This window comes from Streptomyces sp. NPDC051563 (assembly GCF_044454225.1).
In the GTDB taxonomy this organism is placed as follows: domain Bacteria; phylum Actinomycetota; class Actinomycetes; order Streptomycetales; family Streptomycetaceae; genus Streptomyces.
Genome location: NZ_JBITDL010000005.1, coordinates 258815 through 283255, shown reverse-complemented (window position 1 = coordinate 283255; position 24441 = coordinate 258815). Strand labels below are relative to the sequence as shown.

The following is a 24441-nucleotide window of genomic DNA, read 5'->3' as shown; positions in this document are numbered from 1 at the left end:
GGGCGTGCAAGCCCTGAGCGGGCCGGGCCAACGAAGCGGACAGTGGAGGGCGACCCACAGATGTCGACCGAATCCTCCATATCGGTGGCCGCCGTCTTCGACGGCACCGAGAGAATCGCGGACGCCCGGCACATAGCCGGCTCGTTCCTCGCTGGTCTACGCGACGCGCACGGCCTGTTCGTGTCCGTCCGCACGCTGGAAACCGTTGAACTCGTGGTCAGTGAGCTGGTCACCAACGCACGCAAGTACGCCCCCGGCCCCCACCGGCTGACGCTGGCGGTCCAGGACGGATCCGTCGAGGTGGGCCTGTGGGACAGCAACCCGGTCACTCCGACGATCCTGGCCCCCGACCCTTACAGGGTCGGCCGGCACGGCCTGGAGATCGTGAGGGCCTCGGCTCGGGACTTCCAAGTCCGGCAAGAGGCAGAGGGCAAGCTCATCACCGTCGCCATCGCACTTGACGAGACCCCATCGGGGCCCGCCATCGCGTGAACCCCCTGGCACCGGGCGCCGCAGCCGGGATCGCCTCTCCGCCGGCAGCAACCACGCGGCCCCTTTCCGGCGACGGACGCGTGCACGTAGCCTCCACACCGACCACCCGAGCACGGACCGACATCGGCGCCATGCCGACCACCCCGGGGAGCTTCCCCACAGCCGAGATACAGAGGGACCCATGGAAGAGCTCGTGACGGTGTTGCCGGACGTCGAAGGCGTACGCGTGATCGCATGCGCCGGCGAATTCGACCAGGACACCCTGGATCCGTTCAGCCGAGCCGCCGACCTGGCCGTCGCCGACCCGACGGTGCGAACCATCGTCGTGGACCTCAGCCGGGTGACCTTCGCCGACTCCTCCATGCTCAACGCGCTGATCCGCCTGAGACGCACCGCGACCCCGCTCGTCCTCGCCGGCCCGATCCCCGCTCGGCTGGCCCGGCTCTTCGAGCTCACCTCGGCAGGCCAGATCTTCACCATCGTCGACGGCCTCGACGCAGCACGCGCTCTGTAGAGCGCGACCGCGTACACCCGCCGTACACCCCGGGGATGGCAGCGGGGTCGGAGCACGGTGGGAAGCGCGCAGCCGCCAGGAGGCCGCCCGCTCGGGGAGCGGCCGGCACCGCGAGGGGTCAGCCCGGCCAGTTGCCCGTCGCACGTCGTACGGTCACTGCGCCCGACCTTTCGACCGAGGCCTTGACCACGGAGAAGATCGCGCCCTGGATGGCCGCGGCGAGCAGGATCTGCTTCCAGGACCGGCCCTCGTCGGTGGCTGCGGGAGCGTCGCCCTCGCCTGCGAGGACCTTCCACGCCTGCTTGAACGCCGCGCCCGCGATCATGCCGCTCACGACGCCGAGGGCCATCCCGACCGGCTTGTAGGGGATCTTGGAAGCGTTCACTTGCGCCGTCCTCGGCTGCGGCGCACCAGCAGGAGGACGACAACGGCGGCTCCGGCCGCGAGGAGCGGGCCGCGGTGGGCGCGGGCGGCCGTCGCTGCCTGGCCGGCCTTCTCCAGGACCGGGTCGGGGGTCTTGTCCAGCGCGTACCGGCCCGCCTTGGACGCGCCGTCCCGTACCTGCGCCGCGGCCTGCGCGGTCCGCTCCAGGACGGGGTCGGGCGTGTTGTCCTTCACCAGCTGGGCGGCTTGCTCCGCCTTCTCACGGATCTGGCCGGAGACCACGGCCGCCTGCTCGGCGGCCTGGTCCTTGATCGCGGCCGTCTTCTCCTTGGCCTGGGCCTTGATGTCGGCCTTCGCCGCGAGCGCCTCGACGGTCCGGCCGAGCTCCTCCCGGGTGTGCTCGACCTGCTCGCGCAGTTCCGCGGAGCCGTGGCCGCCGGAACTGGGGGTGGGAATGCCGATGTTGGTACGGGCGTCGTCGTTCATCGGTGTGCCTTCTCCTTGATCTCGGCCAGGTCGGCCTTGACGCTGTCGATGGTCTGCTCGGGAGCCGGGGAGCCTGCCCGGGCGATCTGCTTCTTGCCGGCCAGTGCGGCCAGCGCGGCCCCGAGGCCCAGGACCGCGGTGACGACGAGGGCCGACGCCCACACCGGCAGGACCAGCGCGAGCGCGGCGATACAAGTGGCGGCCAGGGCCTGAAGTGCCAGGATGCCGAGGAGCCCCGCGGCGCCGAAGAAGCCGCCGCTCTTCCCGTAGTGCTTGCCCTTGTCGGTCATTTCCGCCCGGGCCAGTCGCATTTCCTCGCGCACCAGCTCGGACATCTGCTGCGAGGCGCGTGAGACCAGGGCGCCCACCGAGTCGTCTGTGGTGTGATGCTCTCGCTCTGCCGTACTCATGATGCGGACACCTCGCCCTTCTTCGATCGGGTGAAACGTGCTGTACGTCGGCCTCGTGCTCTGCCCGGCGCTGCCCGAGGTGCCCTGGACGGGCTGCGAACGAACCTCGAAGTGCAGGGCGGGACTCCCCATGGAGATGTCCGGGCCGCCGTCATCGCGCGACTACCCCGCAACGGCCCCGCCACCCGCTCGGCGGCCAACCCGACGGAAAGGGGCCGGAGTCGATGCTCCATGCGGCGGTACACCGGTGAGGGTGCCGGAGGTCTTGTTGTACGAGGCGAAGTTCGCGACATCCGGGCACTGTTGCGGGCCGGCATGCAAAGGGGCCGGAACCGCCGCTGCGGTTCCGGCCCCGTCGTATTGCACGTCAGTCCTTGAGGACGTCCTTGACCTTCTCCTTGGCCTCGCGGGCATCGCCCTTGGCCTGCTCGGCACGACCCTCGGCGGTCAGCCGCTCGTTGCCCGTCAGACGGCCGGCGGTCTCCTTGAGCTTGCCCTTGGCCTGCTCGCCCTTTGCTTCGGCCTTCTGCTCACCAGACACAGCTGATCACTCCCTGTTCTAGGAAAAAGCCTTACGGAACCCCGTATGACCACTGCGGGCACTCTCAAACAGCAGCTTCGCGGGGGGCAGTGGATCAGGTGACTGCGGACGGCCGTGGAAGAGGCCCCTCTCCGGATGTCACCAGTAGTGTTTCCGGCCTCCGACGGCGTGGCCGGCCGCGCCGAGGATCCAGAGAACCGCTCCGACGATCAACAGGACGATCCCGATGGTCCACAGGATCGAAATTCCCGTCACGAAACCGATGATGAGCAAAATGATGCCGAGGACGAGCATGGTGTCCTCCCACTCGCTTGACGCTTCACAACCAGGGTAGGCGCAAGCCGCATCCTTCAGCCTGTCGAGGCGCGGATCGAAGGGGCGATGACCATGACGGGGATATTCGGCACCCCTCGGGACCGGGGCCGGGGCGCGGTACGGCCACCGAACCGCGCCCCGCTGACGTGGACGAGCTGACGTGGACGGGCGGTGCAGGCATCATGCGATTCCCCTTCCGGTCCCGCAAAACCAGGGGGACGCGGCGCCTTCGGAGCGGCCGACGGCCCACGTACGCCTCCTGGCTGGCCGGAACGCTCAGCGGGACCGGCGTGAGCTCGTCGCCCGATCGCGGCGACGGCACCCGTGTCCTCGTCCTGGCCGGTGAGTTCGACCGCGGGGCCTTGGTGACGCTCCGCAGGGCCTTGGCCGAGAACAAGGCCGGCCCGGCCAAACAGACGATCATCGACGTTTCCGGAGTCGTCCATGCCGACTCCGGCCTCCTACGGCTCCTCGTACAGGCGCACCACCTGCTCCCCCGGTTCACGGTGGCGGGCCCCCTGCCACCCCAGCTGCGTCGGCTCCTGGAGCTGAGTGGCGCAGCCGGGATCCTGCGCATCGCGCCGGATGTCGAAGCGGCGCGCGGTGCTGCGTGAGGCCGGCGCGCCGCTTACCGGTCAGGACCTCGATCAGGACCTCGCCTGGGCACATCCCCGAGTGAGCCACGGGGCCTCGTATCAGGAGGATGAGGAAGGCGGTGTCGCCGTGTGGTCGGGATGGTGGTGGGTGCGGCGCATCGTCTTGAGCCGGGCCTCCAGGAGGTGGTCGCGCCCGTCGGCCAGCTCGTCGACGATGTCGTGTTCCGCCGTGGCGAAGGGTTGGTAGTAGGTCTCGTTGTAGGCCTCGACGATCTGGAACGTCCAGTGGCCCGGGATGACGTTGCGGCCCACGATCTCGCGCTCGATCCGTGCGGCCTGCTGCTCGTGCCCCGCCTCGCGCAAGAGCCGGACCGCGTCGCCCAGCTCGAAGTCGGCGGTCCCGGTCAGCTGGTGGAAGCCGTAGAGGTGGCCACGGGCCCGCTCCGTGGTCTCCAGCGCCTTCGACAGCGCACCCAGAGCGCGCACCGTCTTCTCGTCGACACCGTCCGGGACCTGATGCTCCGGGTCCATCTCACGATTGCTGTCCATGGAGGATCTTCTGCCCCACGGCGCCCTGTCCGAGCGGCCGAGTGGGCCGAGCGGCGTAAGACAACGCGCCGGACGCCTCTGCCATCGTGCTGCTTCCGCTCGGCAGAACTGGGTAAAGTACTAGAAAGTCGACATAAGCCGCGCTCGCACTCTGCTTCACCCCACTCAGAGGGGGGTAGGCGATGGATTCCTGGCTGATCTGGTCGATCGCCGCCCTGCTCCTGGGCGTGGCGGAGATCTTCACGCTCACCGCCGCGCTCGGCCTGCTCGGCGGGGCCGCGCTGATCACCGCGGGGACCGCCGCGCTCGGGCTTCCCCTCCCCTGGCAGTTCCTGGTCTTCGCCGTCGCGGCGACGGCCGGGGTGCTGTTCGTGCGTCCCGTCGCCCTGCGCCGCCTGACCCCACCGCAGAACGAGCGCTTCGGCGTGGACGCCCTGGTCGGCGGAGCCGCCTACGTCACCTCCGAGGTGACGGGCCTGGGCGGCAGGGTACGCATCGGCGGCGAGGAATGGACGGCCCGCGCCTACGACGAGACGCTGGTCATCCCTCCCGGAACGACCGTCGACGTCATGGAGATCAAAGGCACCACCGCGCTCGTCTACCCCCGGGAGTGAGCCATGGAAGCATCGGCGTTCCTCATCGTCGGCCTGCTCCTCGCGGTCTTCGCCGTCTTCACCGTGATACGGGCGGTACGCATCGTCCCGCAGGCCCGCGCCCGCAACGTCGAACGGCTCGGCCGCTACCACCGCACGCTGACCCCCGGACTCAACGTCGTCATCCCCTACGTCGACCGCGTCTATCCGGTGATCGACCTGCGCGAGCAGGTCGTCTCCTTCCAGCCTCAGCCGGTGATCACGGAGGACAACCTCGTCGTCGAGATCGACACCGTTCTGTACTTCCAGGTCACCGACCCGCGCGCGGCCGCCTACGAGATCGCCAGCTTCCTGCAGGCGGTGGAACAACTGACCGTCACCACCCTGCGCAACGTCGTCGGATCCATGGACCTGGAGAAGACCCTCACCTCGCGGGACACCATCAACAACCAGCTCCGCGGCGTGCTCGACGAGGCCACCGGCAAATGGGGTCTCCGGGTCAACCGGGTGGAGATCAAGGCCATCGACCCTCCGCAGTCCATCAAGGACGCGATGGAGAAGCAGATGCGGGCCGAGCGGGACAAGCGCGCCGCCATCCTCGGCGCCGAGGGCCAGCGCCAGTCACAGATCCTCACCGCGGAGGGCGACAAGCAGTCCGCCGTCCTGCGAGCGGAGGGAAACCGGACGGCCGAGATCCTCAAGGCGGAAGGCCAGGCCCGAGCCATCGACGAGGTGTTCCAGGCCGTGCACCGCAACGACCCCGACCCCAAACTCCTCGCCTACCAATACCTCCAGGTACTCCCCCAGCTCGCCCAGGGCCCGGGCAATACGTTCTGGGTGATACCCGGCGAGGTCACCTCCGCCCTCCAGAACGTCACCCGGGCCTTCAGCGAGGTCCTCCCCCAGTCCACGGCCACGCGCGAGGCCCCCTCGGACGATCTGGCCGTTCAGGCGGCGAAAGACGCGGCGAAGGCGGCGGAAGCCGCCGCCGAGGCACTGGCCGACGCCGCGGAAGCCGACAGCGCCCGCACCGGGCCCCCGACGCGGCTCTCGGGCCCAGGCCCAGGCCCGGACCCGGATCCCAGCGCCTGACCCAGGCCACCCGGCTCACATGCGGCCCTTGCACTGGACACGGTGCATGGCCCCCGTTACCAGCCGCGGCCGGCCCCCGCCCTCTCGGGCGTACGGCCGCGCACACCCGCGGCGAGGGCGCCGACGTGCTCGCTACCACGATGCAGCAGATCGGCGGCTCCATCGGTACGGCGCTGCTCACCACGGTCTCGGCGAGCGCCGCCACCGACTACCTGGCCGGCAAGAACCCGAAGGACCCCGCGATCCTCGCGTCTGATGCTCGCCCATCACTCCCTCTAGGCCGGGAAGGTGTGGCTGGCCGAGGAGACTCCCGGCGACGTCTTGACGGTCGCGGCCTGGAGGCCCGCTACACCGGGCGCGGAGCCCGATCCGACGGAGGTCGACCAGCTGCTGGCAGGGGAGGTGGGACCGCCGCACACACTGCTGATACGCGCTCGGCAACAGGGGCACGAGGACAGGGAAGTCGGCACGGCCCTGGTCCGTACGTGCTACGGGATCTCGGCCCCTCCCCTGACCTCGTGATCGCAGTCAGCCCGTCCGAGACGGAGGGGTCGAGCTCGAAGAGCGCGGCTTCGACGGGCTGCACGGGGTGCGGCTCCCCTCCGGAGCGAGCCTGTGGCTCTGCGAACTCAGGCCGCACGACGGCTCATCACGCGCATGACCAACCACCACGGTGCAGGGGTGTAACTGGGTTCCCCACCAGCGGCCTTCCGTTCCGTCCACCGGTCCACCGGTCCAGGATGTCGGAGGGCTTCCGGGCGGCTTCAGCCGACCGTGACGGCCTCCGGTGCCTGCCGCGGCAGGGAGGCGGATGCGGAGGCGGGGCGGCGCGGGCGGGCGAGGAGGACGGCGGCCAAGCCGGCGATCACCCAGACGGTCAGCGTGATCAACGGCCTCAGGGCCCCTGCGCCGTCGAAGAACGCCACGGACCGCACCAGCGAGCCACCGGCGCCGGGCGCCAGCCACTGGCCGATCAACCCGGCCGGCTCGGGCAGCAGCTCGGGGGCGGAGGTCATGCCCGAGAACGCGTTGCCGACCATCATGGAGAGCAGGGCGCCGACCCCTATGCCGGCCGGGCCGATCACTGCCGCGAGCCCGGCCACGGTGGCGCCGACCGCGAGGGCCGTGAGGCCGAGTGCGCCGGCTTCGGCCCACCAGTTTCCGGTGAGCGCGCCGAGCCAGCTGTGGGTGAGTGATGCTGCCACGATGCCGACCAGGCCGGCCGATCCGAGAAGTGCGAGGACTCCGCGGGTACCGCGCAGTCCGAGGAGCGTGATGACGGCGCCGGCCGCGATTCCGGCGAGGGTCATCGGCAGCAGGCTGGAGCCGAGTACGGCGCCGCGTGGATCCTCGGCCGGTGCTGCGACCACATCGGTGATCTGAACCTGCGTGCCCTTGGGGCTCCCCGCGGTTACCGCCTGCTGCAGCAGCTGGGCCACCACCGTGCTCGCGGCCGAGGCGGTCAGCAGCTTCGGGCCCTGCTGGGTGACGACGACCGCGCCGTACACCGTCCGGGTCTCGATGGCTTCACGCGCCGCGGCTTCGTCGGCGTACCGGTGGATGTCGAACGCGCCCGGCTTCTGCTGCAGTTGCTTCTGAACGCCTTCGGCCGCCGCCGCGGGACCCGCGACGCCGATGGGGAGATCGCGCGGTGCGATCCGGCTGGCCGGCCAGGCGAACGCCCACAGCGCAAGGGTCACGAACACCGGGATCAGGACTATGACGGCGATCAGACGCCTGCCCTGCGGCGGGGACGGCGCCGCGGAAGTAGCGGAGGAGGTGGCCATCGAGGCTCCCGAAGTAAAAAGAATGAGCATTCGTTTTAGCTAGATCACTGTGTTGCAGGCTGCGACACTTGTCAAGAATGAATGTTCGTTTTACTTTGGGCGCATGGCTCGCGTATCCCAGGAACACCTCGACGCCCGCCGCCGCCAGATCTTGGACGGCGCCACGCGCTGCTTCAGCCGCCACGGCTTCCACAGCGCCTCGATGCAGGACGTCCTGCGCGAGGTCGGCCTCTCCGCGGGCGCGGTCTACCGCTACTTCACCAGCAAGGACGAGCTGATCGCGGCCATCGCGACCGAGGCTCTCGCCACCGTCCGGGCCGCCTTCGAGCGAGCCGCCGCGGAGCACCCGCCGCCCTTGCCCGACGTCCTCCTCACCCAGACCCTCGGCGACGTGCTGGCCGGAGGGCTGCTGGGCGACGGACCGGGAGCCGGCGACGAGCTCGAGTTTCCCCGGGTGGCCCTGCAGGTATGGGCGGAGACGCTGCGCAACCCCGAGCTGGCCAAGGCGCTGCGCCAGGGGTTCGACGAGATGCACGAGGCCTGGAGCGCGGTCGTCGGGGCCTACCAGGAGGCCGGACTGATGAGGGCCGACGTACCGGCCGACCGCGTGGCGCGCACCTTGATGGCACTGGCGCAGGGGTTCATCGCCCAGCAAGCCCTGTTCGGGGATGTGGAGGTCGACCAGTTGCGGGACGGACTGCGCGGCCTGATGTCCATGACGGAACCCGGGACCGCCTGACGAGGGGACGCGCGGCCCGCGCCATCAGACCTCGATGTCGCCCGAGCGCGAGGGGACGGCGTCGAGCGAGGCGAGCATCGCCCCATCGAGGCTGATCGCGCCGGCGTGGATGTTGGCCCGCAGGTGGTCGGTGTCGGCGGTGCCGGGGATGAGGAGCGTGTGGGGGGTGTGGTGGAGCAGCCAGGCGAGGCCGATCTGCGCCGCCGAGACGTCCAGGGCCTGCGCCGCGGCGAGGACGGCGGGCTCGTCCGCGACCTTGGCCAGACCCGCGTAGGCACCGCCGAGCGGGAAGTACGGGACCCAGGCGATGCCCTCGGCGAGGCAAATCCGCACCATGTCCTCGTCGGCGCGCGACACCAGGCTGTAGGCGTTCTGCACGCAGGCGATGCCCGCCGGGAGGGCCCGGCGCAGGCCGTCGGGGGAGACGCTGCTGAGGCCGATGGCGCCGATCTTGCCCTCGTCGCGCAGGGAGGTCATGACGGCGAGCTGGTCGTCGAGGTCGACGATCTGGTCGCCCTCGGCGCGCAGGCCGGGGCCGTTGTCGGCGCGGCGGAGGTTGACCAGGGGAATCCGCTCGAGTCCAAGGCTCTTGAGATTGGCCTCGACGCCGGCCCGCAGCTGCTCGGGGCGCTGGGCGAGGCGCAGCGGGATGGGCCCGGTGGGGTCGGGTTCGGCGCCGACCTTGGTGACGACCAGGACCTCGTCCTCGGGGCGGAGCGCGGCGGCGATCACCTCGTTGACGAAGCCGCCGCCGTAGAAGTGAGCGGTGTCGACGTGGTCGACGCCGAGCTCGACGGCGTGGCGCAGCAGCGAGATCGCGGCGGCACGGTCCAGGCGCCGCAGCTGCATGGCGCCGTAGCCGATGCGGGAGACCGTGCGGCCCGACAGTGCGCCGGGCCCGCCGGGACGCGCCACCCCGGTGGCGGTGAGCTGGTCGGATCGGTCGGTGGATGCCATGGCGGTCTCGCTCTCATGAGACGATGGAGATAAACGGAGGGACTCCGTTAATGGCCACCGTAACACTAACCGGAGGACCTCCGTTTTGAGTGAGACCCACTCCCCCGCTCCCGGCCGACCGGAGAAGCCGGCCGGACGCCCGGCCCGCGCAGACGCACGGCGCAACCGGGAACGGCTGCTCGTGATCGCCCGTGACGCCTTCGCCGCGACGGACGGCAAGACCACCCTCGATGCCATCGCCCGCGAGGCCGGCGTCGGGATCGGCACCCTCTACCGTCACTTCCCCACCCGCGAGGCGCTCGCCGAGGCCATCTACGCCTCCGAACTCGACGCCGTCGTCACCAGCGCCCCCGCACTGCTTGGCGAACTGCCCCCCGAGGCGGCCCTGAGGGCATGGATGGACCGCTACGCGGCGTTCGTCGCGGCCAAACGCGGCATCACCGACACCCTGCGCGCAGGCTGGGCCGCGGGCACCATCGCGACACCTGCCACCCGGGAGCGGATCACCGCCGCGATCGCGCAGATCCTCGACGCCGGAGCGCAGGCCGGCTCCCTCCGGGCGGACGCGGAGCCGGAGGTGGTCACGATGATGCTGCTCGGCGTCTTCATGTCGACGACCGCCGGCAACAGCCCGGAGCTGACGGGACCGCTGCTGGATCTCGTGGCGGACGCGCTACGGCCTACACCGACGGGCGGACAGCCGCTGGATCGGCCCACTTCGTCGCCGACGTCGTGAAGACCGGCTCGCGCGCCGGGTCGTTCGAGGTGGAGGCCCGGTTCTCATAGGCGTCAACAAACGCGCCTTGTGGACCACTCACAACACGGCGCCACAGCCTCCGCGAGAGAAGGGCACCCAGCAGCGGCCGCGGCGGAGCGCGAGCTGCGATACTGCGCAACTCGCCGCTCGGCTGACATCAACGCAGTTCAGCGCACCCTTCCCCTGGGCTTCAAGCGGGTCGGGGGGAGTTCCGGTGCCGGAATCGGAGGGCCGTCGTAGCCCTTGACCTCGCCGTAGCGGGTGCCGTTCATCCAGTCCTCGCGGAAGCCTGCGATGTCCTCCTGGGAGCGGCCGATCCAGTTCCAGAACATCACGATCTCCTCCTCGAACGGCTCGCCGCCCAGCAGCATCAGGCCGGCGTCCGAGACCGCGCGCAGGGGGAGGTCCGTGCGGCCGCAGCCGAGGTAGAGCATGGCGCCCGGGAGGAGGGGGACGCCGTCGACGTGGGCTTCGCCCGACATCGACAGGACCGCGTACTCGAAGTCCGGGTCCAGCGGGAGCCGGGTTTGCGTGCCCGCCGCCAGGGCCAGGTCCGCGCCGACGATCGGGCTGTACGCGGTTCCGGGCGAGGTCGCCGTGTCCAGGGTGCCCAGAATGACCGTCGCCGTCAGGCCGGGGGCGCTGACCTGGGGGAGGTCCGCGTGGTGCTGGAAGTGCGGGTCCACGTCGCGGTGCGCGTCCGGGAGGGCCACCCACAGCTGCGCGCCGTGCAGGAACCGGGCGTGCGGGCGCGGGCTCTCCTCCGAGTGGCTGATGCCCCGGCCGGAGGTCATCAGGCCGAGCTCGCGCGGGCGGATCGTCTCCAGGCTGCCGACGCTGTCGCGGTGCAGCACCTCGCCCTCGTGGAGCCAGCTGACCGTCTGGAGGCCCGAGTGGGGGTGCGGGGCGACGGCCATGCCGGACTCGTCGGCGATGTCGTCGGGGCCGTAGTGGTCGACGAAGCACCAGGCGCCGACCATGCGGCGGCCCAGGTTCGGCAGGAGCCGGCGGACCTCGGTGGACCCGCCGAGCTTGACGGTGCGCGGACTCAGGAGCTCGCGCACGGGCTCGGCGACGACGAACCCGCGTCCGCCGCAGGTGGAGAGAGCGGGCTGGCGATCGAGATTGCTCATACCGCACAACTTAGTCCCGGCGCAGCCGCCGGGGTCAGGGGAATGTGCGTACGGATCCACGTGTTGAGCAGCCGGACCGAACAGAAAGCGGAACGGCGGAGGGATTCGATGGACGTGACCGACGTGACCGACGTGACGGGCATGACCGACGTGACGGGCGCGATCGACGTGACGGGCCCGATCGACGGGCGCCACGGGTACCTCGAGCACGGGACCGCCGCCGAGCGCTGGGACCGCGGCCGGCTCTTCTTCGAGGCGAAGGAGTACGCGAACGCCGCCCGCGTCCTGCACGGCGTGGCCGCCGAGGCCCCCGAGCTGCTGGCGCCGCGGCTGCTGCTGGCCCGCGCCTACTACCACTCCGCCCAGCTCTCCAAGGCCGAGCGCGAGCTGCGCGCCGTACTGGAGCGCTGGCCCGTGGAGGACTACGCGCAGCTGATGCTCGGGCGGACCCTGGAGCGCCTGGGCCGGGCCGCCGAGGCGGCTCCGTACCTGCGGATCGCCGCCGCGATGGCCGGGGACTTCCCGGAGTAGAGGCGGCCGGGCCGGGTCCGCGGCGGGGCCGTGTGCCCCGGCTCCCACTCTCCCGGCCCCGCCCGTGCGGGACCGGGGCGGTCCCTCGGTTAGCCTGGGGGCAATATGAACCGTCTGACCACGCCCTTCGGCTCCTACGAGCTCGCCCGCTTCCCCGAGGACCCGCGCGACCGGCTCTTCGCATGGGACGCCGCCGACGAGTACCTGCTGCGCCACCTCGAATCCGGTACGGGTGAACGCGGGCCGGTGGATCTGGCCGGCGCCGGGCAGATCACCGTGATCGGGGACCGCTGGGGAGCGCTGACGACGGCGCTGGCCGCGCACCGGCCCACCCAGATCACCGACTCCAGCCTGACCCGCTCCGCCACCATGGCGAACCTGGACCGCAACGGGATCGGCACCGCCAAGGGCACCGTGACCTTGCTGACCACCCAGGACGCGCCGCCGGAGCGGATCGACGTCCTCCTCGTCCGGGTACCCAAGAGCCTGGCGCTGCTGGAGGACCAGCTGTACCGGGTGGCCCCACACGTGCACGCCGGGACCGTCGTCGTCGGCACCGGCATGGTGAAGGAGATCCACACCTCCACGCTGCGGCTCTTCGAGAAGATCCTCGGCCCGACGAAGACCTCCCTGGCAGAGAAGAAGGCCCGCCTGATCTTCTGCACTCCGGGCAACCCGGGTGCGACCCGGCCGACGACCCCCGGCCCGTGGCCGCTGACCTACGTCGTGGACGAGGACGGCGGCTCGGGCGCCGGACTGACCGTCGTCAACCACGCGGGCATCTTCTGCGCGGACCGTCTCGACGTCGGCACCCGCTTCTTCCTCCAGAGCATCCCGACCAATACGGACGGGGCCCGGGTCGTCGACCTGGGGTGCGGCAACGGGGTCGTCGGCACGGCGGTCGCGGTGGCCGACCCGCGTGCCGAGGTCGTCTTCACGGACGAGTCGTACCAGGCGGTCGCCTCGGCCAAGGCGACGTTCCGCGCCAATGTCACGCACGAGCGCGAGCGGGCGGACTTCCTCGTCGGCGACGGGGTGGCGATGCTGGACCCCGGCTCCGTGGACCTGATCCTCTGTAATCCGCCCTTCCACTCCCACCAGGCGACGACCGACGCGACGGCCCTGCGGATGTTCGCGCAGTCCCGCAAGGTGCTGCGGCCGGGCGGCGAGCTGTGGGTGGTGGCCAACCGCCACATGGGGTACCACACGCATCTGCGGCGTCTCTTCGGCAACAGCGAAGTCGCCGCGAGCGAGCCGAAGTTCGTGGTGCTGCGGGCGGTCAAGCGGCGCGAGCAGCCGCGCGGCGCCTAACAGCGCGCACGGCCTGCCGCCCGACCGGCCGTACGCCCCGCACGAGGAGGCCCGCCGGCCCCGGAGACGACTCCGGGACCGGCGGGCCTTCCTGCATCCGGGCGTGAGCGGTGGGCGGGGGCCTCAGCGGTGGGCCGGGAACTCCACCACCTGCTGGTACGTGGGCCGGTTCTGCCAGTTGATCTGCGGATGGGCCAGGCCGCCCACCGGGCGCTGCACGATCGAGTCCGCGCACCACTGGTTGCCCGCGGCGCAGGTCCCGCCGGCCGGGTACACGGCGGCGGGGGTGGCGGCCGCCGCCTGCTTGAGCGTCGCCGTCATCGCGTCCCGGCACGCCGGGAGCGAGCCGCCCCCGCAGTAGGGCCGGGCCAGGGGTCCGGACACCGGGCGGCCGAGCAGGGTCCGCAGGTCCTTGTCCACGTAGCTCCACCAGCCGTACTGGAAGGCCGAGCCGGCGTGCGAACCGGTGGGCCCGTGGCCCGCGTTGGGTGCCTCGTCGATGGTGAGCGAGGCGCGCAGGGCATCGTAGAGCGGGGCCCCGAGGCCGGGCTTGAACTCGGCCTCGACGAGCAGCGGCCACCAGGCGTCCATGATGCGGACGGCGTCCGCGTGCCCGTACGTCCTGGAACCGCGGGTGGTCTCCTTGCGCTCGGTGCCCGCCGCCTGCCACGCGGCGAGCTTGTCGACCGCGGCCGCGACGGCCGGATCGGTGACGGGAGCGCTGCGCAGCACGTCCAGCAGCTCGGGCAGCAGGTTCTCGGCGCGCAGGTCGGTGACCGCCGCGTCGGCCATGGCGCGGGTGAGCCCGGCCCGGGTCACGCCGCCCGCCGCGACGAGCGGTTTGACGCGCTGGTCGAGGAGGTCGCCGCGGTGGACGGAGCCCATCTCGAAGCCGGCCGCACCGTACCCCTTGGCCTGCTTGTTGTTCCAACTGATGTAGTAGTCCTGGCCGATGGACTGCGGATGCTCCGCGGGCGGGGTGTAGGCCGCCGTGTTGGCGACCGGGTCGAAGCCCTGCCACTCGTACTGCTGCGTGCCCAGGACGGGCAGCGCCGCGTCGACTCCGGCCGGACGCACCGGATTCGACCCGCTGTTGTAGTACGCCGCTTCGCGCGAGTCGGCGTAGAACCAGTTGAAGGCGTAGCCGATGTGCTGGGCCGCCTCCTGGAAGGTGCGGGCGTCCTTCACGTACGAGGGGTCGTTGAACATCTGGAAGCCGATGATCGAGTCGGCCTCGTGGCGGTACGTGGAGCGCAGCGCCGTGTAGGCCACGGGCTTGCCCGCGATGGTCGCGCGGTGCGTGACGATGCCGTAGTTGGTGCGCCACACCTGCATCCGGTAGGAGCCGCCCGGGGTGGGATCGGCGACGGAGGACTTCCAGGTGTTGGTGTGTTCCAGCTTCTCCATGGGCGTGCAGGCGCCGCGGTAGAGGTAGGAGGTGCTCGCCTTCGTGGGGGCGCCGCCGCCGGGCTCGCACAGTTCGACGGCGAAGGTGTCGGTGATGTCCTGGCCGGCCGAGGTGGCGCTCCAGGCGTAGTCCTGCCCGCGCCCGAGCTGTACGTACATGCTGACGCCCGCGAAGGAGGCGCCGCGCGCGCTGATGCCCGGGCCCTGGAGCTCCTGGAGCATGAGGAGTTGGGGCGCGAGGTAGCCGGTCTGCGGGCCGAAGACGGCGACCGGGTGGCCGCTCGCGGTCTTCGCGCCGGAGACGAGCAGGGCGTTGGACATGCTCTGCTTCATCGGTTTGGGCGGGGCGGCCGCGGCGGCGGTCGCGGCCGCGCCCGTACGGTCGTACACGAGCTGCTCGGCGGTGACGGAGCCGGCGTCGGGCAGGGCCGTGCCCCGGGGGTCGGCGGGCTTCTGGGCGTAGGGGAAGCTCGTGCCGTCGTGGACGGTGAGCACGGCTTCCGGGTCCTCGCGTTCGCGGAAGGACTCCCAGACGCGGGTGCCCTCTTCCAGGCCGTACGTCTGCTGCGCGGACAACAGGGAGAGCGCGGCCTGCACTTCGCCGCCTCCCCCGCCTCCGAACAGGCCGCCCACGACGGAGGCGAGGGCGATCAGGTCGGTGAGCTTGAAGGGCTGGATCTCCCCCGCGTTGGTGATCGAGTTGATGTGGCCGGTCAGCACGTACTCGCCGGGGAAGTACCGGCCGTTCTTGGACTGGACGCGGTAGGCGTTGATGCCGTCGATGTAGGCCTGGGCGTCCTCCATCGCGAGGCGCCCGCGCTCGCCCTCCGTGCGGATCCGGTCCACCTGCGCCTGGAGGTCCGCCTCGGTGTACGGGGCCTGCGGCCAGAACTGCTGCTCCAGGCCCTGGTTGGCGAGGGCGCCGCCGGCGAAGGGGGTGAGGTCGCCCCGGCCGACGTGCCGGAAGAGGTCCATCTGCCAGAGCCGGTCCTGGCCGGCCGCGTAGCCGGCACCGAAGGAGGTCCCGTAGCGGGTGGTGCCCTTGATGTGCGGGACGCCGCTCTTCTTGTCCCGGGTGATGGTGACGTCGGAGCGCGGGCTCGTGGTGGACTCGACCTGGTCGGCCGGGACGCCGAAGGAGGCGTCGTTGAAGAAATCGTTGAGCTTGGCGTCGGTGAGGCCGGGGTAGCCGGCCACCAGGGAGTCGTAGCGCGCCAGTTGATCGGAAGTGTGCGCGGGCAGCGTGCCGAAGGCCTTGTGGGCGAGGATCTGGGCGAGGGTGGCGTTGCCGCTCTGGCCCGGCGGCAGGATGTCCGCGCACTGCTGTCCGCAGTAGTCGGCGTAGTCGGCGATCGGGAGCGGCCCAGCCGGGGCGCCGGCCCCGGAGGCCGCCGAGGCCGCCGAGGCCGCCGAGGCCGCCGAGGCCGCCGGGGTCAGCAGGGCCGCTCCGAGGGCGATGAGTGCGGTGGCGACGGCAGTTCTCGTGCGGGCTTTCGTGCGCGTGGTGGGGCGTCGCATGCGTGCTCCTCCGTGGGGGGCAGGAACCGGTCACGGGGAGGGTACTGGCAGGTGCTACCACTCAGTAAGATGAACGACCGTCACTTTTGCCCGCGGCGAAAAATCCGTTGCCGCGGCGAGGCCTCCCGGGTGAAGCTCCCTGACATGTCACGAAGCACCGCAGGGACCACTGCGCGCACCCCGCGCGGCGTCGCCGACCTCTTCACCGCCGACGGCCGCCTGACGGCCGTCCCGCGCAAGGCGGCCCGCCGCGAACAGCTCCTCACCCACCTCACCGAGACCCTCTTCGCGGCCGACCGCGCGTACACCGAGCCCGAGGTGAACGGACTGCTGCGCACGGTCCACGAGGACTGCGCGGCGCTGCGGCGGTACCTGGTCACCGCCGGGCACCTGACCCGCACCCGCGACGGCTCCGGCTACCGGCGGGCCACGACCACCCTGTAATGGGTCGTCAGCCGGCCGTCCTCGCCGATCACGTGGAAGGCCACGGCCGGCGGCTCGTCCGTGTGGACGTACTCGCTCGCCCCGGACGCCGCCTCCCACGGGAGACGGGTCGTGGACACCACGCCCGGCGCCGCGAGCAGCGGCCGCCCGGCGAAGGTGGTCGCCGCTCCCGTGTGGGCGTGCCCGCACAAGAAGGCCGTGAGGTGCGGATGCCGTGAGGCCAGCTCCGCCAGCCGCTCCTCGCCGAACTGCCGGATGCCGTCGACGTACGGGATGTGCAGCGGGACGGGCGGGTGGTGGAAGGCGACCAGGACGGGCACCTCGCGCGGGGTGCCGGCGAGCACCCCGTCCAGCCAGGCGAGCGTCGAGTCCTCCAGGTGGCCGCGGTGTTCACCGGGTACGGACGAATCGCACACGGCGAGGACGAAGCCGTCGCCCCGCAGCACCTGGTCGACCGGGGCCGCGGACGGGCGCTCCTCCCCCAGCAGGCCGCGCCGGAAGGCGGCGCGGTCGTCGTGGTTCCCGGGGCAGACGATCAGCGGATGGCGGGAGCCGAGGGCCTTGCGCGCCTCCTCGTACTCCTCCGGGCGCGCGTGGTCGGCGATGTCCCCGCTCACCAGCACCGCGTCGAGCGCGTACGGGAGCCCCTCCAGGTAGTCCATGACGACGCGGGTCCGCTCGGCGGCCCGCTCCCCGCCGTCGAGGTGGACGTCGCTCAGGTGGGCTATCACGATCACGGGCGGTGGCTCCTTCGGTCCGGAAGCTTGGGATTGTATGCCCGGGCACCGCCGCCGCGACGGTGAGGTGGCCCCCGAGATGGACGCCCGGGTACAGGCACGGTTCCCGTCCGAGCGCGCCGCCGGCATCCACGGCGCCGACCACGTCATCGACGGCGGCGCCCTCGAGGCCGGCTAGCGCACGCCGTGTTGCGGCGGCCGGGCCTCACCTCCTCTCCGCCTCCAGCAGCCTCAGCGCTTCCAGGGCCACGGCGCTGCCCCTCGCGACCCCGTCGGCGACCACCTGCCGGTGCGGGTCGTAGCCGCCGGTCGCCTCCTCGTCCACGAGCTCGTCCGCGTTCGCCCCGTCCACCACCAGGACCCCGCCCGCGGTCAGTCCGCGCAGCGAGGCCGTCACGAGCAGCGCGGAGAGCTCCATCTCGATCGCCGCGACCCCGGCCTTCCCGTACGCCGTGAAGGGGATCAGGCCCGGCTGGAAGGCGGCGCGCGTCCAGACGATGCCGCGGTGGTGCGGTGCGCCGGCCTCGCGCGCCGCCCGCTGCAGGGCCAGTACCGCCTCGGGGGCGGACACCGCGGGATACTCCGGCGGCAGCAGCTGGCCCGTCACCCCGTCGTCGCGCACCGCCGCCTCCGCGATCACCAGGTCGCCGTCGGCGATCCCGGGGCGGATCGCCCCCGCCGTACCGAACCTGATGAAGGTGCGCACGCCCGCATCGGCGAGCTCCCGGAAGAGCAGGATCGCCCCGGGGGCGCCGACCCCGTGCGAGGCGACCGTCACCGGGAATCCGCGCCAACTCCCCGCGAACACGCGGAATTCGCGGTGATGGGACACCTCGACGGCGTCTTCCAGCAGGTGCGCGACGGTTTCGGCCCGCGCCGGGTCCCCGACGACGAGCGCGGAGGCCGGCAGGCCGGTGCGCGGGATGCGGGTGAGGGGCAGCAGGTCCTGCGTCATACGGCAGCTCCATGAGTACGGGCGGCACGGCGGCGGCCCGCCGTGGTGAGGAAGAGGGCCGCGAGCGTGACGACGTACGGTGCTGCGTCCGTGGCCTGCTGCGGGAGGCCGAGGCCCTGCAGGCGGAAGCCGACCGCCTCGGCGACGGCGAACAGCAGGGCCGCGAGCAGGACTCCGATGGGTGCGGCCCGGCCGAGCATGACGGCTACCACGGCGATCCAGCCGCGGCCGGCGGTCATGTTCTCGGAGAACAAAGTGACATTTCCGAGTGCTAGTTGGGCCCCCGCCAGACCGCAGAGCGTACCGGCGGCCAGGACCGCGCCGTAGCGGTACTTCGCGGGATTCACTCCCAGGGTCGCGGCGGCCTCGGGCGCTTCGCCGACACCGCGCAGCCGCAGCCCCAGCACGTGGCGGGAGAGCTTGAAGGCGGTGAGGGCCACGGCCGCCCAGGCGAGGTAGGCGAGCGGTGACTGCCCGCCGATCAGCGGAAGTCCGGCCAGCGCGGGGTCGTCGAAGGTGCCCCGTACCCCGAAGACCGTACGCAGCAGGAAGCCGGTGAGTCCGAGGGCGAGCAGGTTCATGGCCACGCCCAGCACCACGGCGTCGCCGCGCAGCGTCACCGTGCCGACGGCCAGGATCAGGGAGTACGCGGCGGCGGCGAGCGCCGCCGCGAGCACTCCGAGCCACGGACTGCCGGTGAACCAGCTCGTGGTGACCGCGCTGAAGCAGCCGATCAGCATCATGCCCTCGAGGCCGATGTTGAAGACACCGGCCCGCTCGCAGATCGCCCCGCCGAGGGCGGCGAGCAGGATCGGGGTGAGAGCGCGCACGACCGAGAGGAGGAGGTCGGTTTCGAGGGACATCAGGCGACCTTCACGTTCTTGTTCTCGTCCTCGGCCTTGTTCTCGTCCTCGGCGCTGTGGCCGGGGCTGCTCTTCTCAGTGATCCCGTCGGGGCCGTGCCCGGTGCCGCTCCGCGTCGCCTTCTCCTCGGCTTCCCCGGAGCGGCCGGGCCGCCGGAGCATCCGCGGCCGCGAGGCGAGCAGGACGATGACCAGGGCCTGCAGCACCTGGGTCAGCTCCCGCGGCACCTCGGTGGCCCGCTCCATGCTCAGGCCGCCGACCTGCAGGACCGTGAAGAAGAGCGCCGCGAGCACGGTGCCGAGCGGGGCGGCGTTGGCGAGCAGCGCCGCGGTGAGTCCGGTCCACGTGTAGCCGGGTGCGGTGAGCGCGCCGTCGAGGAAGCGGTGCGGGAAGCTCAGCGTCCCGATCGCCCCCACCAGGCCCGCGAGGGCTCCGGAGGTGCCCATCAGGCGCAGCGTCAGCCGGGCCCGGTCCACGCCCGCGTAGGCGGCGAACCGGGGTCCCAGACCGGTCATCCGGACCTCGTACCCGGCACTGGTGCGCGTGTCCACGAAGAAGTGGACACCGGCCGCGGCGACCACGAGGAGCAGGCCGGCCGTCACCGTGGTCGAGCCGAGCGCGGGCAGCGCCACGCCCTCGGGCAGTCTGCGCGTCTGGGGCAGGCTGGAGCCGGGCTCCTTCAGCGGGTACCGCGCCAGGTAGGAGGCGAAGGAGACCGCGGGGTAGGACAGCAGCAGGCTGCTCACCAGCAGCGGTACGCCGAGCCGGGTCTCGCACCCGGCGGCGAGCATGGCGTACGCGGCTCCGGCCGCCATCCCGGCGAGCAGGGAAGCGACGACGACGAGCGGGGCGGGGAGCGGCGCGTAGAGCCCGGTGACCGCGGCGGCCAGGCCGCCGAGCACGAGCTGTCCGTCGCCGCCCAGGTTGATCAGTCCGCCGCGCAGCGGCACGGACAGGGCGAGGGCCATGCCCAGGACGCTGGTGCCGGTGGTCAGCGTGGCGCCGAGGCCGTCGGCGCCCAGGGAGCCGCTCAGGACGGCCCCGTAGGCGGTGAACGGATCCGCCCCGGTCGCCGCCAGGAGGACCACCCCGACGAGGAGGGTGACGGCCACGGAGATCAGGACGGGTGAGCGCACGGCCGACACGAGGGCGGCACGGACGGAGCGGGTGGAAAGGGCGGAGCGGGTGGGAGGGGCGGAGCCGGCGGGAGGCTCGGAGCGGGTGGGCAACGTGCTCATGTCAGGCCCCCGCTCCGGCCATGGCCAGGCCCAGGGTGCGTTCGTCGGCGTCGTCCCGGCTGTAGGAGGCCGAGATCCGGCCCTCGTATATCACCAGGATCCGGTCCGACAGGCCGCGGACCTCGCTGAGTTCCGCCGAGACCAGGAGGACCGCGTGACCCGCGTCCCGGTAGGCGGTCAACTGGTCGTGGATCTGCTGGACGGCGCCGATGTCCACACCGCGCGTGGGCTGCTCCACGAGCAACAGCGGCGCTCCGTGGGCGAGTTCCCTGCCCACCAGCAGCTTCTGGAGGTTGCCGCCGGACAGTGCGCCCGCCGGGGCGGCGGGTGAGGGGGCCTTGATTCCGTAGCGTTCGATCAGGGTGCGGGCGTGCGCGCGCAGGGCCGCCGGGTGCAGCAGTCCCCGCCTGGTGGCGAGCGAGCGCCGGTGGTGCCCCATGGCCAGGTTCTCCGCTACGGAGGCGGCCGGCGCGGTGCCGACGGCCGCGCGGTCCTCCGGTACGTAGGCGAGGCCCGCCGCCCGGCGGGCGGCCGGGGACGCGTGGGTGATGTCCTGCCCTGCGAGCTCGACCCGGCCGGCGCCGACGGGGCGCAGGCCGGCGAGCGACTCGATCAGCTCGCTCTGGCCGTTGCCCGCGACGCCGGCGATGCCGACGATCTCGCCGGCCCGTACGGTCAGGTCCACTCCGCGGACCCCGGCGACGTTCAGGACCACCTCGCCGGGGGTCCCCGGCTCGCTGACGCGGTCCAGCTCCACGCGGCGGCCGGTCATGGCCTCGGCGATCTCGGCCGCGGTGGTGTCGGCGGTACGCAGCCGCGCGGTGACGCGGCCGTCGCGCAGTACGGTGACGCGGTCGCTGCCCTCCAGCACCTCGTGCAGCTTGTGCGTGACGATGATCACCGAATGCCCCTGGGCGGCAAGCGACTTGAGGACGGCGAACAGCCGGTCGGCCTCGTCCGGCGTGAGGACGGCCGTCGGCTCGTCGAGGATCAGGACGCGGGCGCCGCGGTGCAGCAGTTTGAGGATCTCCACCCGCTGCCGGACGCCGACGGGCAGGTCGCCGACCCGGGCGTCGGGGTCGACGGGCAGCCCGTGCTCCCCGGCGAGTTCGCGGACGCGCCGGCGCGCGGCGGCCCGGTCGAGGAGGCCGAACCGGCGGGGTTCGGCCCGGAAGACCACGTTCTCGGCGACGGTCAGCGAGTCGAAGAGCCGGAAGCTCTGGTGGACCATGCCGAGTCCGGCGGCGATCGCGTCCGCCGGGTCGGAGAAGGCCACCTCGCGCCCGTGGATGCGGATCGTGCCGGCGTCCGGTCGCTCCATGCCGTAGAGGATCGACATCAGCGTGGACTTCCCGGCGCCGTTCTCCCCCATCAGGGCGTGGATCTCGCCGCGCCGGACCCGGAGGCCGACCCCGTCGTTCGCGAGCGTCGCGGCGAACCGCTTGGTGATTCCGGTGAGTTCGACGACCGTGTCGTCAGGGCTACTTGGCGGCGGGGTCATCGACCTTCAGCTCCCCGGAGACGATCTGGTCGCGCAGCCGCTTCACCTGGTCCAGGACCGGGGCGTGCTGGGCTATGACGCACTGGGAGTCGGCGACGCCCGGCTCCAGGCCGGTCAGGCTGATGCCGCCCTCCTTGAGTCCGTACGAGACGATCTGGCCGCCCTTGCCGCCCAGGACCTGCTGGATGCCCTTCTCCACGGCGACGTCGGTCTTCTTGATCACGTTGTCGACGACGGTTCCGGGCGCCGAGACGCACTGGTTGACGTCCACCCCGTAGGCGAAGACGCCCTTGGCCTTCGCCGCCTCGAAGACCCCGTAGTTGCCCGCGGCGGCGGCGGCCATCAGCTGGTCCGTCCCGGCCGAGATCAGCGAGCTCGCCTGCTCCTTGGCGCGGGCCGAGTCGTTGAAGGGGGACTGGCCTCCGACGAAGCGGGTGGTCGCCTCGGCGGCGGGTGCGGTCTGCTTCGCCCCGGCGGCGAACGGGTCGCTGTACCGCCGGAACTGGGGCGTGTCGAGCACGTCGACGGCCCCGACCTTGCCGCTCTTGCTGAGCAGTCCGGCCTCGGCACCGGCGAGGTACACCCCTTCGTGCTCGCGGAAGACGGCGCAATCGACGTTCGGATACGTCTGCTTGGTGCAGGCGTCGACCACCAGGAACCGCTGCTGCGGATGGGCCTCGGCCTGCTGGGCGACCAGGTCGGCGAACTCGAACCCCACCAGGACGATCACCTGCGGCTTCGCGTCCACCGCGGCCTGGACGTTCTGCTGCCGGGAAGCCACGTCGGTGGATTCGTAGACCTTGGAGCTGCCCGAGTTCGCCTTCGCCGCCGCCTTCAGGCCGTCCACGGACAGCTTGAGGAACTCGTTCTGTCCCACCGCGTCCGGGGTGACGAGGGTGAACACCGGGCCGCCGGCGCCCTGTCCGGACTCCTCCTTCTTCGCCGCGGCGGCGTTGCAGCCGGTGGCGAGCAGGGCTCCTCCCGCCACGGCGGCGGCGAGTCGAAGGGCGCGGGTACGGGATCTCCGGGACATGGAGGTGACCTTCCAGAACGGTACGGACGTACGGGGGTACGGATGTACGGGGATACGGGAGCAGGGAGCAGGGGGCACTGAGCACGGGGGTGCGGGGACGCGGGTGCATCGGCACGGGGTGCACGAGGCGGGCGGCGGCCGTTCGCATGTGAACGGCGCACGACATCGATGAAATCGATGTGAAATCAGACGGGTCGGGAAGAGGGCCCGTCAGGCGTCAGACGCAGGGCGAAAGGGTGCGCTCAGCCGCGACAGGCGTCGCTGGAGCACCGGCCGTAGTCGAGGTAGCGGCGCAGCGTCAACAGCATGTGCGCTCTCCCCCTCGGACCACCGGCGTGCAACAGTTCGTTGAAGCCAGGAGAGTAACACCGGTCCGCGCACGACCGCTCCGCCGTCTCGAACTCTGGTTCCCGCGGCTGCTGTACGGTGACGCGCACCCCTCCCCCCTTCCTCCCCCAAGCCTTTGGAGTGCACAGCCATGACCAGGGAACTGCGTGCCGTCGAGTGGGCCGGAGACGCTCTCGCGCTGATCGACCAGACCGCTCTGCCGCACCGCAAGGAGGTGCTGCGCGTCGCCGACGTGGACGCTCTGGTGGACGCGATCCGGCGGCTCGTGGTGCGCGGAGCCCCGGCGATCGGCGCCGCCGGAGCCTACGGCGTGGCCATCGCCCTGCTCCAGGGCGAGCGCGAACGCTGGGACCGCACGCGGATACGCGCCGAGGTCGCCCGGATCCGGGAGGCCCGGCCGACCGCGGTCAACCTGGCCGTGTCCGTGGACCGGGTGCTGGCGAGGCTGGACGAGGGTGTGACGGCGGTCCTGGCCGAGGCCGTCGCCGTGCAGCGCGAGGACGTGGAAGCCAACCGCGCCCTGGGCGCGCACGGCGCGGACTGGCTGCAGAAGCGGCTCGACGTGGACCGCCCGCTGCGCATCCTGACGCACTGCAACACCGGTGCGCTCGCCACGGCCGGCTGGGGCACGGCGCTCGGCGTGATCCGTGAACTGCACGCCCGGGGAGGGCTGGAGACGGTGTACGCCGACGAGACCCGGCCCCTCCTGCAGGGGTCCCGGCTGACCGCCTGGGAGTTGGCCGAGGAGGGCATCGCGCACTACGTCCAGGCCGACGGCGCGGCAGCCGGCACCATCCTGCGGGGAGAGGTGGACGCCGCGGTGGTGGGCGCCGACCGGATCGCCGGGAACGGCGACACCGCGAACAAGGTGGGTACGGTCGGCATCGCCCTGGCGTGCGCCCATGCGGGCATTCCCTTCATCGTGGCCGCGCCCACCACGACAGTGGACCTGGCGACCGCGAGCGGCGATGACATCACCATCGAACTGCGCGGCGAGGAGGAGGTGTTGGAGTGGGGAGGCATCCGCACCGCACCGCTCGGCTCCCGCGGGCACAACCCGGCCTTCGACGTGACTCCGGGCAGCCTGGTGACGGCGCTGGTCACCGAACGCGGCGTACTGGAGGTGTCGGCGGGCGAGCTCCCGGCGGATCACCTGGCCTGACCGGCCGGTTCCGGAAGGGACGGCCCGTAGGGCGCTCCCGCGCGGGGA

28 protein-coding genes are annotated in these 24441 nt (G+C 71.8%); 12 read left to right on the top strand and 16 right to left on the bottom strand.

What is annotated here, in order from left to right:
* Positions 1-60: 60 nt before the first annotated feature.
* On the top strand, positions 61-492 hold the full coding sequence (locus tag ACIA8F_RS09035) for an ATP-binding protein (RefSeq protein ID WP_399377591.1): 432 nt from the start codon (positions 61-63) through the stop codon (positions 490-492).
* Between the two features lie 181 nt (positions 493-673).
* Positions 674-1006: an STAS domain-containing protein gene (locus ACIA8F_RS09030; protein WP_399377590.1), complete on the top strand. Its 333-nt coding sequence runs from the start codon at positions 674-676 to the stop codon at positions 1004-1006.
* A 118-nt stretch (positions 1007-1124) separates the two neighbouring features.
* On the opposite strand, the gene ACIA8F_RS09025 is transcribed toward ACIA8F_RS09030, so the two are convergent.
* The 5 genes from ACIA8F_RS09025 to ACIA8F_RS09005 form a co-directional block, all read right to left on the bottom strand.
* Positions 1125-1391 (bottom strand): DUF4235 domain-containing protein, encoded by a 267-nt coding sequence (locus ACIA8F_RS09025; RefSeq protein ID WP_399377589.1) that lies wholly within the window; start codon positions 1389-1391, stop codon positions 1125-1127.
* Complete coding sequence (locus ACIA8F_RS09020; protein WP_399377588.1) at positions 1388-1876, bottom strand: DUF3618 domain-containing protein; 489 nt, start codon at positions 1874-1876, stop codon at positions 1388-1390. Before ACIA8F_RS09020 ends, ACIA8F_RS09025 begins: the two co-directional genes overlap by 4 nt.
* Positions 1873-2286, bottom strand: a complete 414-nt coding sequence (locus ACIA8F_RS09015; RefSeq protein WP_399377587.1) for a phage holin family protein — start codon at positions 2284-2286, stop codon at positions 1873-1875. Before ACIA8F_RS09015 ends, ACIA8F_RS09020 begins: the two co-directional genes overlap by 4 nt.
* 367 nt (positions 2287-2653) lie before the next feature.
* Positions 2654-2827 (bottom strand): CsbD family protein, encoded by a 174-nt coding sequence (locus ACIA8F_RS09010; protein WP_351370989.1) that lies wholly within the window; start codon positions 2825-2827, stop codon positions 2654-2656.
* 138 nt (positions 2828-2965) lie between these two features.
* Positions 2966-3121, bottom strand: a complete 156-nt coding sequence (locus tag ACIA8F_RS09005; protein ID WP_351370981.1) for a DUF6131 family protein — start codon at positions 3119-3121, stop codon at positions 2966-2968.
* Between the two features lie 311 nt (positions 3122-3432).
* On the opposite strand from ACIA8F_RS09005, the gene ACIA8F_RS09000 reads away from it, so the two are divergent.
* Positions 3433-3756: an STAS domain-containing protein gene (locus ACIA8F_RS09000; RefSeq protein ID WP_399377586.1), complete on the top strand. Its 324-nt coding sequence runs from the start codon at positions 3433-3435 to the stop codon at positions 3754-3756.
* Between the two features lie 81 nt (positions 3757-3837).
* Here the strand turns inward: ACIA8F_RS09000 and ACIA8F_RS08995 are convergent, their stop codons facing one another.
* Positions 3838-4287 (bottom strand): hypothetical protein, encoded by a 450-nt coding sequence (locus ACIA8F_RS08995; protein WP_399377585.1) that lies wholly within the window; start codon positions 4285-4287, stop codon positions 3838-3840.
* 182 nt (positions 4288-4469) lie between these two features.
* Between ACIA8F_RS08995 and ACIA8F_RS08990 the strand changes: the two genes are divergently transcribed.
* Both ACIA8F_RS08990 and ACIA8F_RS08985 read left to right on the top strand, forming a co-directional pair.
* A complete protein-coding gene (locus ACIA8F_RS08990; protein ID WP_399377584.1) occupies positions 4470-4901 on the top strand; it encodes an NfeD family protein in 432 nt (143 codons plus the stop codon).
* 3 nt (positions 4902-4904) lie between these two features.
* Positions 4905-5972 carry an SPFH domain-containing protein gene (locus ACIA8F_RS08985; RefSeq protein ID WP_399377583.1) on the top strand — a complete coding sequence of 356 codons (1068 nt, stop codon included), beginning with the start codon at positions 4905-4907 and terminating at the stop codon, positions 5970-5972.
* A 764-nt stretch (positions 5973-6736) separates the two neighbouring features.
* Here the strand turns inward: ACIA8F_RS08985 and ACIA8F_RS08980 are convergent.
* Complete coding sequence (locus ACIA8F_RS08980; RefSeq protein WP_399377582.1) at positions 6737-7759, bottom strand: ABC transporter permease; 1023 nt, start codon at positions 7757-7759, stop codon at positions 6737-6739.
* A 103-nt stretch (positions 7760-7862) separates the two neighbouring features.
* Here ACIA8F_RS08980 and ACIA8F_RS08975 point away from each other — a divergent pair, with 103 nt between their 5' ends.
* Positions 7863-8498, top strand: a complete 636-nt coding sequence (locus ACIA8F_RS08975) for a TetR/AcrR family transcriptional regulator (RefSeq protein ID WP_399377581.1) — start codon at positions 7863-7865, stop codon at positions 8496-8498.
* A gap of 24 nt (positions 8499-8522) precedes the next feature.
* Here the strand turns inward: ACIA8F_RS08975 and ACIA8F_RS08970 are convergent, their stop codons facing one another.
* Complete coding sequence (locus ACIA8F_RS08970) at positions 8523-9455, bottom strand: aldo/keto reductase (protein ID WP_399377580.1); 933 nt, start codon at positions 9453-9455, stop codon at positions 8523-8525.
* An 85-nt stretch (positions 9456-9540) separates the two neighbouring features.
* Between ACIA8F_RS08970 and ACIA8F_RS08965 the strand changes: the two genes are divergently transcribed.
* Complete coding sequence (locus ACIA8F_RS08965) at positions 9541-10191, top strand: TetR/AcrR family transcriptional regulator (RefSeq protein ID WP_399377579.1); 651 nt, start codon at positions 9541-9543, stop codon at positions 10189-10191.
* Between the two features lie 188 nt (positions 10192-10379).
* Here ACIA8F_RS08965 and ACIA8F_RS08960 read toward each other — a convergent pair whose 3' ends face one another.
* Positions 10380-11345 (bottom strand): pirin family protein, encoded by a 966-nt coding sequence (locus ACIA8F_RS08960; protein ID WP_399377578.1) that lies wholly within the window; start codon positions 11343-11345, stop codon positions 10380-10382.
* Positions 11346-11486: 141 nt separating this feature from the next.
* Between ACIA8F_RS08960 and ACIA8F_RS08955 the strand changes: the two genes are divergently transcribed.
* Positions 11487-11876: a tetratricopeptide repeat protein gene (locus tag ACIA8F_RS08955; RefSeq protein ID WP_399377678.1), complete on the top strand. Its 390-nt coding sequence runs from the start codon at positions 11487-11489 to the stop codon at positions 11874-11876.
* A gap of 105 nt (positions 11877-11981) precedes the next feature.
* Positions 11982-13187, top strand: a complete 1206-nt coding sequence (locus ACIA8F_RS08950) for a methyltransferase (protein WP_399377577.1) — start codon at positions 11982-11984, stop codon at positions 13185-13187.
* Positions 13188-13310: 123 nt separating this feature from the next.
* Here the strand turns inward: ACIA8F_RS08950 and ACIA8F_RS08945 are convergent, their stop codons facing one another.
* Positions 13311-16112 carry a penicillin acylase family protein gene (locus ACIA8F_RS08945; RefSeq protein ID WP_399377576.1) on the bottom strand — a complete coding sequence of 934 codons (2802 nt, stop codon included), beginning with the start codon at positions 16110-16112 and terminating at the stop codon, positions 13311-13313.
* Positions 16113-16256: 144 nt separating this feature from the next.
* Here ACIA8F_RS08945 and ACIA8F_RS08940 point away from each other — a divergent pair, with 144 nt between their 5' ends.
* Positions 16257-16556 (top strand): DUF2087 domain-containing protein, encoded by a 300-nt coding sequence (locus ACIA8F_RS08940; RefSeq protein WP_399377575.1) that lies wholly within the window; start codon positions 16257-16259, stop codon positions 16554-16556.
* On the opposite strand, the gene ACIA8F_RS08935 is transcribed toward ACIA8F_RS08940, so the two are convergent.
* Positions 16529-17293 (bottom strand): metallophosphoesterase, encoded by a 765-nt coding sequence (locus ACIA8F_RS08935; protein WP_399377574.1) that lies wholly within the window; start codon positions 17291-17293, stop codon positions 16529-16531. The two genes, ACIA8F_RS08940 and ACIA8F_RS08935, sit on opposite strands and share 28 nt — an antisense overlap.
* A 37-nt stretch (positions 17294-17330) precedes the next feature.
* Between ACIA8F_RS08935 and ACIA8F_RS08930 the strand changes: the two genes are divergently transcribed.
* A complete protein-coding gene (locus tag ACIA8F_RS08930; protein WP_399377573.1) occupies positions 17331-17471 on the top strand; it encodes a hypothetical protein in 141 nt (46 codons plus the stop codon).
* A gap of 27 nt (positions 17472-17498) precedes the next feature.
* Here the strand turns inward: ACIA8F_RS08930 and ACIA8F_RS08925 are convergent, their stop codons facing one another.
* From ACIA8F_RS08925 to ACIA8F_RS08905, 5 genes are read right to left on the bottom strand one after another with little or no spacing between them, the layout of a single operon-like run.
* Positions 17499-18248, bottom strand: coding sequence for a nucleoside phosphorylase (locus tag ACIA8F_RS08925; protein WP_399377572.1), 750 nt, complete (start codon positions 18246-18248; stop codon positions 17499-17501).
* Positions 18245-19111: an ABC transporter permease gene (locus ACIA8F_RS08920; protein WP_399377571.1), complete on the bottom strand. Its 867-nt coding sequence runs from the start codon at positions 19109-19111 to the stop codon at positions 18245-18247. Before ACIA8F_RS08920 ends, ACIA8F_RS08925 begins: the two co-directional genes overlap by 4 nt.
* The gene (locus ACIA8F_RS08915) at positions 19111-20349 is read right to left on the bottom strand and encodes an ABC transporter permease (protein ID WP_399377570.1); all 1239 of its coding nucleotides are present in this window, start codon (positions 20347-20349) and stop codon (positions 19111-19113) included. The genes ACIA8F_RS08920 and ACIA8F_RS08915 overlap by 1 nt, the downstream gene beginning before the upstream one ends.
* Position 20350: 1 nt before the next feature.
* The gene (locus tag ACIA8F_RS08910; RefSeq protein ID WP_399377569.1) at positions 20351-21850 is read right to left on the bottom strand and encodes an ABC transporter ATP-binding protein; all 1500 of its coding nucleotides are present in this window, start codon (positions 21848-21850) and stop codon (positions 20351-20353) included.
* A complete protein-coding gene (locus ACIA8F_RS08905; RefSeq protein ID WP_399377568.1) occupies positions 21831-22883 on the bottom strand; it encodes a BMP family ABC transporter substrate-binding protein in 1053 nt (350 codons plus the stop codon). The genes ACIA8F_RS08910 and ACIA8F_RS08905 overlap by 20 nt, the downstream gene beginning before the upstream one ends.
* Positions 22884-23361: 478 nt before the next feature.
* Between ACIA8F_RS08905 and mtnA the strand changes: the two genes are divergently transcribed.
* Positions 23362-24393, top strand: a complete 1032-nt coding sequence (gene mtnA / locus ACIA8F_RS08900; RefSeq protein ID WP_399377567.1) for an S-methyl-5-thioribose-1-phosphate isomerase — start codon at positions 23362-23364, stop codon at positions 24391-24393.
* Positions 24394-24441: the final 48 nt, after the last annotated feature.